At 44.0% G+C, this 11,047-nt stretch carries 14 protein-coding genes; 4 read left to right on the top strand and 10 right to left on the bottom strand.

The window, feature by feature from the left end:
- The first annotated feature begins 293 nt into the window (after window positions 1-293).
- Window positions 294-989 carry a hypothetical protein gene (locus DXT99_RS22385; RefSeq protein WP_115567829.1) on the top strand — a complete coding sequence of 232 codons (696 nt, stop codon included), beginning with the start codon at window positions 294-296 and terminating at the stop codon, window positions 987-989.
- Window positions 990-1,618: 629 nt separating this feature from the next.
- Here DXT99_RS22385 and DXT99_RS27155 read toward each other — a convergent pair.
- Complete coding sequence (locus DXT99_RS27155; protein ID WP_181885223.1) at window positions 1,619-1,780, bottom strand: hypothetical protein; 162 nt, start codon at window positions 1,778-1,780, stop codon at window positions 1,619-1,621.
- A 273-nt stretch (window positions 1,781-2,053) separates the two neighbouring features.
- Between DXT99_RS27155 and DXT99_RS22380 the strand changes: the two genes are divergently transcribed.
- Window positions 2,054-3,154, top strand: coding sequence for a Gfo/Idh/MocA family protein (locus tag DXT99_RS22380; RefSeq protein WP_115567828.1), 1,101 nt, complete (start codon window positions 2,054-2,056; stop codon window positions 3,152-3,154).
- A gap of 320 nt (window positions 3,155-3,474) precedes the next feature.
- Here DXT99_RS22380 and DXT99_RS22375 read toward each other — a convergent pair whose 3' ends face one another.
- From DXT99_RS22375 to DXT99_RS22345, 7 genes are all read right to left on the bottom strand, one after another.
- Window positions 3,475-3,741, bottom strand: coding sequence for a hypothetical protein (locus DXT99_RS22375; protein ID WP_115567827.1), 267 nt, complete (start codon window positions 3,739-3,741; stop codon window positions 3,475-3,477).
- Window positions 3,742-3,938: 197 nt separating this feature from the next.
- A complete protein-coding gene (locus tag DXT99_RS22370) occupies window positions 3,939-5,183 on the bottom strand; it encodes a DUF4153 domain-containing protein (RefSeq protein WP_115567826.1) in 1,245 nt (414 codons plus the stop codon).
- Between the two features lie 142 nt (window positions 5,184-5,325).
- The gene (locus tag DXT99_RS22365; RefSeq protein ID WP_115567825.1) at window positions 5,326-5,616 is read right to left on the bottom strand and encodes a hypothetical protein; all 291 of its coding nucleotides are present in this window, start codon (window positions 5,614-5,616) and stop codon (window positions 5,326-5,328) included.
- A gap of 49 nt (window positions 5,617-5,665) precedes the next feature.
- Complete coding sequence (locus DXT99_RS22360; RefSeq protein WP_115567824.1) at window positions 5,666-5,995, bottom strand: hypothetical protein; 330 nt, start codon at window positions 5,993-5,995, stop codon at window positions 5,666-5,668.
- Window positions 5,996-6,051: 56 nt separating this feature from the next.
- Complete coding sequence (locus DXT99_RS22355) at window positions 6,052-6,390, bottom strand: potassium transporter KefB (RefSeq protein WP_115567823.1); 339 nt, start codon at window positions 6,388-6,390, stop codon at window positions 6,052-6,054.
- Between the two features lie 84 nt (window positions 6,391-6,474).
- Window positions 6,475-6,723 carry a winged helix-turn-helix domain-containing protein gene (locus tag DXT99_RS22350; protein WP_394851341.1) on the bottom strand — a complete coding sequence of 83 codons (249 nt, stop codon included), beginning with the start codon at window positions 6,721-6,723 and terminating at the stop codon, window positions 6,475-6,477.
- A 66-nt stretch (window positions 6,724-6,789) separates the two neighbouring features.
- Window positions 6,790-7,413, bottom strand: coding sequence for a hypothetical protein (locus DXT99_RS22345; RefSeq protein ID WP_115567821.1), 624 nt, complete (start codon window positions 7,411-7,413; stop codon window positions 6,790-6,792).
- A 405-nt stretch (window positions 7,414-7,818) separates the two neighbouring features.
- On the opposite strand from DXT99_RS22345, the gene DXT99_RS22340 reads away from it, so the two are divergent.
- Together DXT99_RS22340 and DXT99_RS22335 are read left to right on the top strand one after the other, a co-directional pair.
- Window positions 7,819-8,475: a pseudouridine synthase gene (locus DXT99_RS22340; RefSeq protein ID WP_246000958.1), complete on the top strand. Its 657-nt coding sequence runs from the start codon at window positions 7,819-7,821 to the stop codon at window positions 8,473-8,475.
- A gap of 152 nt (window positions 8,476-8,627) precedes the next feature.
- On the top strand, window positions 8,628-9,131 hold the full coding sequence (locus tag DXT99_RS22335; protein WP_115567819.1) for a hypothetical protein: 504 nt from the start codon (window positions 8,628-8,630) through the stop codon (window positions 9,129-9,131).
- 193 nt (window positions 9,132-9,324) lie between these two features.
- Here DXT99_RS22335 and DXT99_RS22330 read toward each other — a convergent pair whose 3' ends face one another.
- Window positions 9,325-10,620 carry a serine hydrolase gene (locus DXT99_RS22330; protein WP_115567818.1) on the bottom strand — a complete coding sequence of 432 codons (1,296 nt, stop codon included), beginning with the start codon at window positions 10,618-10,620 and terminating at the stop codon, window positions 9,325-9,327.
- 76 nt (window positions 10,621-10,696) lie between these two features.
- Window positions 10,697-11,047 (bottom strand): DUF481 domain-containing protein (locus DXT99_RS22325; RefSeq protein ID WP_115567817.1); only part of this gene is annotated, 351 nt, incomplete at its 5' end.

Here is an 11,047-nt window from a genome sequence, read left to right as displayed (position 1 = left end):
TCATGTAAGAAGCATTCCTTATTCGCAGCAGATGAGCTTTGTTATTTTCTATAGGCCCAAAGAGCTTTGTTTAAGGTTGCCAGTAACAGGGAGCTTAACCTATAGACTTTACAAACCCTCTCTCTTGGGCTTCCGCCAATGAATATACCTAATCTGAATGTTTTAGCACGGAGGAAGGAGACTATCAAATAGCCTGTTTTACCGTATAAAGACAGGTAACCAAAGGCATGTCAGAGGCCCTGATGTCAGCAGCTGCCCCAGAGTAGGATAATCAAAAGTGGAGGGAATATCATATGAAACACGCCTACTCTGCATTTCATTTGGCAGCTGTCTTGCTGCTCTTAGTAAGTTGTTCCCAAAAAGAAGCGCTTTTCATTTCTAAAGGTGCCGATCCCTATGGTTTTTACAAGGAAGCCCGGAAAGCAGAGGGGATGCCGGCTCATGCTGCTGCGCTCACTTTACAATCTGCTCAGGAGAAAGTCTTTAAAACCGATACTCTACCCCCAGAAGCTAATGCCAGCACAGCAGCAAATTTATCGGAATCTACTCCTGGGCCAGTGCAGCCTGTTGATTACAAGCCTGCTATAACTCCAGGCAAAGTGGCGGCCAGGCTGGCCAAAGGACCAGAAGGAAATAGCAGATCGCAGAAAACACTGCGACAGGGAGTACAGGCTACGCCTGAGGGTGAAACGGAGAAAAGCAAAGAGGCCGGAATTGGTTTGATGCTTAGCCTGCTGGCGGCGGCTCTTATCCTTGTTGGAATAGCGATATCCTCCCTCGTTCCTTTCCTGCTGGCGGCGTTAGCAGCTGTCTTCGGCATGATAGCGAGTATAGCAGCGCTCTCAGAAATTAAAAAAAATCCTGGCAAGCTTGCTGGGAGAGAAAAAGCACGTGCTGGGTTAGTTATCAGTTCTACATTGCTGGTTGTGTTTCTGGTGGCCTTGATTGGAATCTTGGCTTGGGGGGGTGCTTTTAGTGGCGGACAGTAGCCCCTCTCATGGCAAATGGATACGCATGCCTGGGAATTGCATGTACTTATAGGTACACAAAGCGCTTCTGTACTAATGAGAGGTGCAACGGCTTTGTTGGGTCACATCCCTGCCGCACCCTGGCCACTCCATGCCACATCCAGGAAGCGGCGCGGGAAGTACCCTATTTGCAGGTGGAGGAGGTGCTTCGGCAAAGCGCTAAGAAGCAGGTTTATCAATCCTCTCTTCGGCTAGTTCATAACACTTCTAATGATAAACAGATAGTCATTTGCTAATGTTGAAGAGGGTGTTTATTGCTCCTCTCCTAAAGCTATATACTTATCCAAAGCCATCAAATCTTTGTGGATGTGGTTCGACATTTCACTCCTTCGGTCTACTAATGTAAATAGCCGCTTCACATCAAATGGAGCGGCTTTTATGGTTCAATAAGTATCACTTTGGGTTCTCTTATAATCGTTTTATAGGGCTCCCAAAGTTTAGGGCATCCTAGATTAAAGCAGAAGAAAACATATTCCTGCCCAGTTTTAGAATGGTGGATATGAAGCTAAATTATCAATTTTGTTTATTTCAAGGAAACTTCTACATCAAAGCAAGTAACCGCATAATGTTCTGAAAAAAAGGAAATAAGCTTAGTCTTCGATTTTAGACATCTTATCAGTTTCATCATCTTTTCCAGATGAATCGCGCTTAGCTTTTTTTGCCGCAATTTTTAGAGACTCCTGATGTTCTTTCCTTTCCCTGAATTCTTTTTGGCGCTGCTTCTTTTGTTGGTCTCTTGATCTGGTGCTCATTGTCTAAATTAATTTACTTGTAACTAATCTTTGGACCTCTAAGCCCTAACATCATCATCATCTTATTTATACGCTTAAACGAAACAAATCATTTTCTGCATTGGGTATAATAGGATGAATGGGATTTTTTGAACCAGGAGGTTACTGATTGATAGCCAAATGTTAAACCTTTTCGTATGGAAACATCAGGTTTTATAGTTAAACTAGCAGTATATATAACTCCGGTAGTTTAAAAAAATATCCTGCCCTATATAAACCCCCAAAACGGAAGCCATGACATTTACCTCCTCCCGCCGCGACGTCCTGAAAAGCCTTGCATTAGGTACTACCGCCGCTCTTTTTTCACCACATGCGCTACTGGCGGCCACACGCCAGCAAAAAGACCGCCTCGGTGTGGCGCTGGTAGGCCTGGGCTACTACAGCACCGATCTGTTGGCACCGGCCCTGCAGCAAACGAAGAATTGCTACCTCGCCGGCATCGTGACCGGTACCCCCTCTAAGGCCGAGGAGTGGAAGAAGAAGTACAACATCCCCGACAAAAACATATATAACTACCAGACTTTTGACCAGATTGCCAACAACCCGGATATAGATGTGGTGTACGTGGTGCTGCCCCCGTCCATGCACCAAGAGTACACGGTGCGGGCGGCCAATGCCGGCAAGCATGTGTGGTGCGAGAAACCGATGGCCATGACGGAGCAGGAATGCCGGGAGATGATTGATGCCTGTAACAAGAACAAGAAAAAGCTGGCGATTGGTTACCGCCTGCAGCACGAACCTAACACACAGGAGTACATGCGTATCGTGAACCAGAAGCTGCTGGGCAAGGTGAAGCAGGCAAGCTGCGGCGCCGGCTACCGCGAGAGCCGCACAAACCACTGGAAGCAAACAAAGGAATTGGGCGGGGGGGCGCTCTACGACATGGGCGTGTATTCCATACAAGGTGCGCGACTGGGAACAGGCCTGGAGCCTATCGCCATTGCATCGGCGAAAATTTCCACTACGCGCCCTGAGATATACACCAACATAGACGAGACAACAGTGGCAAAGCTGGAGTTTCCGGGTGGTGTGGTCGCCGACATCAAGACCAGCTTCGGTGAGAACATTAACTACCTGAACATCGCCTGCGAGAAAGGGGAAATCAAGATGGAGCCGTACCAGAGCTATGCCGGTGTAAAAGGCAGCAGCCCGCTCGGAGAAATCAACTACCCGTACGAGGTGCCGTGGCAGCAGGCAAAGCAAATGGACGATGACGCCATGGCTATCATGCAGAACAAGCCGATGCTGGTGCCAGGCGAGGAAGGCCTCCGCGACATCCGGATAGTGGAAGCGATCTATAAAGCCGCAGAGTCGGGCCAGCGCGTGAAGCTATAGGGTCAGGATTAATTTCCTATATACATCAGGTAAGCAAACGTTCTTTTTGTACATTTTCTATGCTGCCACTTGGCGCATCATGCGCATATATAAACCTGTTTATTTGTTCTGCACCGTAAATAGGGAATATAGTGCTTGAGGAATAAATCCTCTAATACAGTATTGATAGATGTAGAACTTAAAAACATATCTAATGTAAATCGGGCATTGAAATGTTACCTCTGATAAAGGCATTACCGCTCCTCTCCGTTAGCGAACTTCACCTATGGTGCTTCTATTTGCAAAAGTTTGTTGTTGTCATTAAAGATACCTTACACCGGTCAATCAATCATGTCTCCAAGGTCACTTACACCTAATGTGAACATAATAATGACTATGCCCAGAATTATTTTCACCACAAGCGGAATAGAAAAACCAAACCTTACCCTGATAATGCCATTTGCATGGGGTAAGTAAAGGAAAGAAAGCAGGAGGTAAGCAATTCCCGGAACGGGGTGTACCAGAAACATATTCAATACGCCGATTGCAAAAAGAACTGCGGCAAATATCCCACTGAATATATTGCCAACATGTACTGTCTTATTCATAGCTGTTTCTCCTTATTTTTATAGTTAACTCAGAGCATTTAAACTTTATCCTTTGAGCTGCAAATGGGCGCTTTCAGAACCTGACGGTAGCTATTTGTAGCGTAATAGCGCTGCTATGACACTCAAAATGAGCTTAGTCAGAACTTAAAATCTGGTACCCGTAATATTATTAGCTAGAGCTTTATAATTTGCAGCTGTTATTCAAATCCAAAAATCAACGGGAATAAAAAGATCACGATCAGTACCCAAATACTATAAATTGGTAGAAATAAGGCGATAGATTTCCCTACTGCTGCTATATCAGATTTCTTTGTAAGTGCCCTGAAAAGAAGTACAGTTATGAAGAGCAGGTTTAGCAGCATCAGTAAATTACCACCCAGCACAGCCAGCCTGTTTGGTGTAATGCCCCATTCCGCTATTCGGAACAGGATGGCCGACAGCGCAATACCATTTACAACTATAGTGACTGCTGATAAAAGGAAAAGTACCCAGGTAGCGGTGGTGTTTCTAGCTGTTTTGGAGCTTTCTGCCACCGAAAAGAAAATAATAGCCATAACCCCAATCAACAGCAAATTAAATATGATCAGGAATTCCCGGTCGTTGTAAGGGTCTTTACCTGAGAAGACGATGGCAAACAGGTAAATGACAAGCATTATTAAAACCAGCGGGCTAAAGATTTTAGCTATCACAGGTGAGACTTTATTTACCAGCTGTGGATTGGTCTGCGTCAGGTAAGTGCCAACTACAGGCGCAGCTGCCAGCCCGAAAACAGCGACATATTGAAAGTAAAACTCCCCAATCTGAAACCCGATGAGCGAAAATAAGCCGATTGTGAGTCCCGTCATGATGCCCCCGGCTATCAGGATAAGCGTTGTCATTACAATCAGGTCGCCGTTGTATCTTAAATAATCAAGTCGTTTATTATAATCTGTTAGGTTATTGCCTACAAATGCAGCTCCTAACATTACCCACAACAGCAGAGGCAAATGGATACATGCCAGTAGTAAGGTGTCGCTTTTAGTAGATGCTGGAAGAACGTTGATATAGATGAGTGAGACGATCATCGCGCCGCAGATTACAGCAATCTGTTTAAGCTGCAAGTTATTTTTCCAGGCAAAGTAGGCCGTCAGGAGTGGTAGAAAAATGAAACCTATATTTCTTGGATAGAAGAACTCTTCGTTTATCTGGAACATGGCAGGTATTTTAGCAATAAAACCTGCCAGCAGCGAAGCAATTATCACGAATAGCAATTCCCTGCCCGTTCCCCAGTTAATCTCATCACTTTCGTAATTTAGTCTTTCGTTCCAGAAATCGGCGAGCGCGTTGCCTTTTAGTTCCGGGTACATGGTACTGAACTCCCGCTTAAAAGGCACCTTGTTCGTTCGGTAAAGCTTTTCGAGTTGCCCGGGATCGTTCAAATGGGTACGTATTTCATTTTTCATGGCTGTTGTTTTCGATTTGTATAAAGCGTACTCCAGATTTTCCTCATTTTCGGTTCATTCATCACCGCGGTTTTGTTTATCTAATCAGTCCATCATTACCCCTGGTCACTTACACCTACACCGTCCTTGATGGTTCTACTGCCTAACTTCCGGCGAACGGTGTCCCGAAGATGCCGACTGCAAGCTCTGCCCAAATAAGGAAGAGTGCCAACAAAATAACTGCAATAACACCGATTCGGTAATCCCTATTCTTTACCTTCCTTATGACAAGTTCACACAGGAGAGCAATGCCAAGCAACAGGACACCAGCTACCACAAAATCGAACAGATTCCAGTTTACTTCTTCTGTGAATTGCATTGCTATTAGTGGTATAAGCAAAATAAATACGACTGCGAGCACAATGCCGGTAAGTCTTTTGTTTTGAATAATCATAGTCTTATTTTTTATGGATATTAGATTTTTAGATGTTTAACTCTTAAGATTAGAAGTCCATCATCATCAATTCAATCTTGTCGAACAATTCGCCCACGCCTAGCGATGCCCAAAGAATAGAAATGCCCAACAGGATTTTTACTAATCTCATTATAGGAATTGAGAAATTTGTCATTTTATCCAGAATGGTATCTACCGGAAGAAAATAAATGAGAGAAAGAAGAATAATAAAAACTCCAAAACCGGGGTCGTTCCCCCAAAACGTATTTATGAAGCCAATTGCAAAAAAAGCTACACCAAATATCCTACTGATAATAGTTAAAGCAGTAGATCCGTCGTTCACCGCTATTTCTCCTTTTAATTCGTTTTTGTCTTTCATGATCTTATAGTTTTAAAATATTTAAATCAATTTTCAACCGGTACTTGTTTGGCCGATCAATCCCACATGGTGCCGTTCAACCCCAGAACAGTACCCAGCCACAGCACAATGAAGAACACAAGCAGGCTCAATATATAAGCCAATGCCTCTCTCCAACCGCCCAGGCAACGCAGATGGTCCATGTTGTAATAAAACACACCACCCAGTGCACCGGCTAAAGGCACCACAATCAAAGGTTTAACCATCCAGAACTTTGGCCATTCCGGGTCTGGTTCACCAGCTCCAACCAGAAAAAACAGGATAAGGAGTAAACCAATCCCTGCGCCCTGCAGCATGCGTCTACCCACTGAAGCTGGATGGATCGGCTGGTTTTGTGATTCGTTTCTTTGTGTCATGATAATTGAGTTTTAGACTTAAAAATAATTCTTCGTTTTTGCATAAAGTACTTTGAGTTACAAAGTGTAAGTATAAAAAAAATATCAGCTGTCTTTCCTGTTATTTAAAATAAGCTGCTCCAGTGCATCCAGGTGGCTGTTGAAAGCTTTGCGACCTGTTTCAGTGGCCTGGTACGTCGTGTTTGGTTTACGGCCAACAAACTGCTTTTCTACCTGCAGGTATTCTGCTTCTTCCAGCGCACGCAGGTGGCTGGCCAGGTTGCCGTCCGTTAGTTGCAGGGTGTCCTTCAGCGTACTAAAATCTACACGGTCCTCCACCATCAGCACCGACATAATACCAAGCCGCGCCTTACTTTCGAAGGCTTTATTTATATTTTCAAGGTACGCTTTCACAGCCTGCTATCGTTCGTATTTAAAGTACATCAGCATGCCATACACAATGTGCAGCACCCCGAAGCCCAGCGTCCAGGCAAGTAATCCATACCCCACAAAAAAGCTGGTAAGTAAGCCAAGTATAATTTCAAAGAAACCAAGATACCGGATGTCGCTCAGGGTATACTTGCTGGCATTTAACAAAGCAAAACCATAAAAAATAAGCATGACCGGGGCCACCAGGTATAGCAGGTTGTGGTATATAAGTATCGCACAGAAAACGCCGCCTGCTGCCAGTGGTATAAACAGGTTCACCAGCATCCGCTCTGTTTTGCTGTCCCAAACCCGATGATTTGTTTTGCGGGCATTGCGTGCGGTAAAATAAGTAGCCGAGCAAAGTGCCAGTATAAATACAAACCCCGCCACCGAAAGCATAAACAGGATGGACTCCCTTGTCAGGTGGAGGCTTAAGTTCTGTTGATAGTTTATATCATGCGTAACCAAGTACCACTTTACAACACCTGCACCTATAAGCGCCGAAACTCCGGCGGCCACACCCGATAGTCCGCTAAGCGAAATAAACCGGGAAGAGCGATCCATGATGTTGCGGATCTCGTGCAGGGTGGATAACTGGTCTTGCTGCTGATTCATATAAAGTACTTTGTGTTTCAAAGTTAATATTGCTTTACGTAAAGTCAAGTAAAATGATTTTAATTTTTTCCTGCGTTTCTTTAAACCAAAAATAAAGCTTCTACTTGCATTGGCAGACTGTTTCTTTGTGCTTGATCAACAAAGCAGGTATTCTAGGACAGCAGGTATAGTCGGTAAAGAGAACCCATTTCATCTTTAAAATCCTTTTAGATAAGAGTTTGATGCTTTAATCCTTTGGTTGATAGTCGGTGGTTTTATAAAGCAAATGCCTTTAAGGCAGCTAAAACTAATAAGTCTTTGCTAAATTACACCCTATCAATTTCACCTGGTTCATACGCAGCTTTTCTGTTATAAATGAAAGCACTCAATTCCTCCCTTAAGTTTTTTATTGTTCAGAAATTAAAGTTGTCAAATAAAGATGCTGTCCAGCATATTCTTTCGGGTAGGGTGTTGGTAAATGGCAAAAAAGGGACACTAAAGCAGGTGCTGCTATCAGAAGACGAAGTTCAGGTGGATGACCAGGTTATCAAAGAGCAGCAAAAAAAAGTATATATAGCCTATCATAAACCACGTGGCATAGAATCCACGATGAATGTTCAAATAGAAAACAATCTTTCACAAGCTTTAGACATTGCCCAAAGTATATTTCCTGTAGGCAGACTGGACAAAGCATCAGAAGGGCTTATGCTACTCACTAACGATGGAGAACTATTATACAAAATACTCCACGCAGAGAGGCACCAGGAAAAGGAATACCAGGTACTAGTGGATAAGCCTTTGACACAACAGTCAGTAGACAGTCTCGCTGCTGGTATAGTCATTATGGGGAAAAAAACACGGCCCGCCGTTGTTAGGCAGGTAAATGACATAACTTTTAATATCACCCTGAAACAGGGGCTCAACCGGCAGATCAGGAGAATGTGCTACAAGTTGGGATACCAGGTGGAGAAACTCGTGCGCATCCGTATCATTACCCTTGAACTTGGAAATTTAGCACCTGGGGATTGGCGCTATTTAAGTCAGTCAGAAATAAGTGATTTGATTCAGGAGGTTTCTGATTGAGTCGGCTGCCTGACTTAATCTGTGAATCCTTTTTATTTAATGTGCTCCGGGAATATACTCACGCCCCCTTTTACGTCACAGTCAAACCCCTTGCCTAGTACGCCTCCTACCCTGCTGGTCAGGGTGAGAATATTTTTAAAGGCGTAAGTGATTTGCCTCCTTGTAATTTATTTATAACAATATTTATTTTATATTTATTTGTAATACCGGAGCAGGTATATGACAAACCTCATTTTGACTTCCACTTCTACACCATTTCAGATGATCTGCGCAAGTCCATTCCAGGTCTGGCGCCAACGGAGCTAGACCCGGCGCCACCCGCTCCAGCTTACCTCCCGACTGACTATGTGATGCTACCGGGCCGCATCCAGGCTATGGGGACGCACTTCATAGACGTTACCTCTCCTGAATTACATAGTATTCCCTTTACACAGACTTTTCTTTTTGGCGGGTATCAGGAAAGCGTGATTTTTTATGAACCGATGTTCATACTGGACTACATTCTCAGCAAGCCCCAAGCGACAATTGCCATCAAACAGCCTGCTGCTGTTCAGGAGACAGGATATTACCCTCAAAACTACCGCATTGAATATGATACCAAGCAGAAAGAGTACAAATTTTATTTGGCAGACCTGACGTTTCGGCAATCACAGTAAACCAGCCACATCAGCACAGGCTAAGTTCAGGTCTCCACAAGAAATTCATGGCCGCAGCTGGTTCAACAGGATGCAGCATCAGTAGTCAAGCCACTGGAGATGAAGGTAGGTAACGGAGAGCTAATTTTACTTCAACTTATAAAGAGAGGCTGTCTGAAATAGGCAGCCTCTCTTTATGATTGACCAACAAAAGTTAATTATCTACCTCTTTCAAAGAAGGGCGGGTATCATTGATGTTTCGCTTTTCATATTGCACCTGAAATGCAGAAAGGTCGGGTTTGAATGTACGCGCTCTTGATAATTCGTAGTTATAAATAATCTGCCCCAGGTTGTATAGAAAAGGATATCCGACTGAGTCATAATCATACTTTCCGTCGTTCAATATGCCGTCACTGTTTACATACAAGGTGGCAGCTAGCATGTATTCCACTTTGTTTTCAAAATCTACCACGTACGAAACATCGGTCAGGAACCCATAAGACCAACCTACTTTGTTGAAAACCCGGATATTTGCCGGCATAGGCTGACTGCTATCGCGAAAAAAGAATTTAGCGTAACTGTCATAAAAGAGAGTTGCTTCATACTTGGGGTAGGGAGTCTCGGAGGGGTACTGCGACAAATAGCAGTACAGGAAGCTATAGTCGTCTTCTGAAAGGTTAAACCTTTGCTTCTTCGGCACAGACGCAGGAAACATAACGGATTGCAGTAACTGCTGAAGGTCCTCCAGCGGAAGGTTATTCTGTTTCGTGAAGTCAAAGGGGGCATTCACTAAACTATCGCTGCTGTTGTAATGGGCTTTTCCCAATAGTACCACCTTATTAAAATCAAGTGAATCGGAATTGTACGCAGGCGGCTGGGAATATCTTGTGCTGCCATCATCATTTACAAAGCGGACGGCGTTCGTATGGCGGTTTTGCTCTTCTGTAAAGCCCATAAACTGCCGGACGATGCGGGAGTCTTTATAGCCTTTACGGTGAAGGTTCCGGTTAATTTCCTGTTGACCTACAAACTGGTATAATCGGTTATAGGGATCGTTCTCACTTACCAGGAAAGCCCGCCGAATAAAATGCGCAATGGAAGGCAGGCCGTTAGCAGACGTAGCATCTGTATAGAGAGGCTTCTGCCCCACATAATTACTATCAAAAACGAGCGGTATATGCTTGTTTACCCCCTTCTTTTGAAGCCTGTTCAGTTTCTCCAATGCCAGAAAAGCCAGTGGCAGCTTTACCATAGACGCCGGGTTGAAGTAGAGATCAGGATCATGGTTGAAGTAATAGTTCTTGAAAGAGGGATTGTTGTTCTTATCGCGGTTAATTTCAGTGTAAATAATCTGCAACCGGTACTCGCCCGGGTTTCTGAGCAGCATGTTCACACTATCGTTTCCTGCTTTGAGAAGAATATTTTTCAGGAAGTCATCTGTTCTTTGCTGAGAAATAGAAGGCTTTGAGATGAAAAACAGCAATATTAAGAGCAGTAAATATCTCGTCATAAATTGATTTCTTAAAGCTATTAATAAGGCTTGTGAGTGTATGCTTATAAGTATCAGCGAGTTAATATGTTTCAGCTTATGGCTGCCTGCCCAGAGAAACGCCAAAGGTCAGGTGAGAGTCGTTGTGTTTGCGGGTGGCTTCCACTTCGCTCTCATAGGTATTGGCGAAACTGGTGCGGATAGCAACCCATTTGTTCAGGGGAATTTCCAGGGTGAGAACGGTGTTCCAGCGCAAGTTTGAAAAGTCCCTCAGCGAGGGTTGTACAAAAGTAAGGTGATTGAATCTTATTCTTTCCCTGTGAAAGCTATGGCTGCCCTTTACACGAAAAGAGTTTCGTTGCGTGACAATAGTGTTCCGCTCTACGAAATTAGTTGATTCATGTATGATGGCATTTGTTAGCGTCAGGGTATTTCGCTCGGTCTGCAG

Origin of the sequence: Pontibacter diazotrophicus, assembly GCF_003367245.1 — a bacterium.
In the GTDB taxonomy this organism is placed as follows: domain Bacteria; phylum Bacteroidota; class Bacteroidia; order Cytophagales; family Hymenobacteraceae; genus Pontibacter; species Pontibacter diazotrophicus.
Note: the sequence above shows the minus strand (reverse complement) of the source record. Positions and strands in the feature narration are given on the sequence as shown.

Excerpts from the sequence above, each read along its gene's own strand:
- DXT99_RS22380 (WP_115567828.1), top strand. The coding sequence starts at position 2,054 with ATGACATTTACCTCCTCCCGCCGCGACGTCCTGAAAAGCCTTGCATTA.
- DXT99_RS22330 (WP_115567818.1), bottom strand. The coding sequence starts at position 10,620 with ATGACGAGATATTTACTGCTCTTAATATTGCTGTTTTTCATCTCAAAG.
- DXT99_RS22345 (WP_115567821.1), bottom strand. The coding sequence starts at position 7,413 with ATGAATCAGCAGCAAGACCAGTTATCCACCCTGCACGAGATCCGCAAC.
- DXT99_RS22375 (WP_115567827.1), bottom strand. The coding sequence starts at position 3,741 with ATGAATAAGACAGTACATGTTGGCAATATATTCAGTGGGATATTTGCC.
- DXT99_RS22350 (WP_394851341.1), bottom strand. The coding sequence starts at position 6,723 with ATGTCGGTGCTGATGGTGGAGGACCGTGTAGATTTTAGTACGCTGAAG.
- DXT99_RS22370 (WP_115567826.1), bottom strand. The coding sequence starts at position 5,183 with ATGAAAAATGAAATACGTACCCATTTGAACGATCCCGGGCAACTCGAA.
- DXT99_RS22365 (WP_115567825.1), bottom strand. The coding sequence starts at position 5,616 with ATGATTATTCAAAACAAAAGACTTACCGGCATTGTGCTCGCAGTCGTA.
- DXT99_RS27155 (WP_181885223.1), bottom strand. The coding sequence starts at position 1,780 with ATGAGCACCAGATCAAGAGACCAACAAAAGAAGCAGCGCCAAAAAGAA.
- DXT99_RS22360 (WP_115567824.1), bottom strand. The coding sequence starts at position 5,995 with ATGAAAGACAAAAACGAATTAAAAGGAGAAATAGCGGTGAACGACGGA.
- DXT99_RS22355 (WP_115567823.1), bottom strand. The coding sequence starts at position 6,390 with ATGACACAAAGAAACGAATCACAAAACCAGCCGATCCATCCAGCTTCA.
- DXT99_RS22385 (WP_115567829.1), top strand. The coding sequence starts at position 294 with ATGAAACACGCCTACTCTGCATTTCATTTGGCAGCTGTCTTGCTGCTC.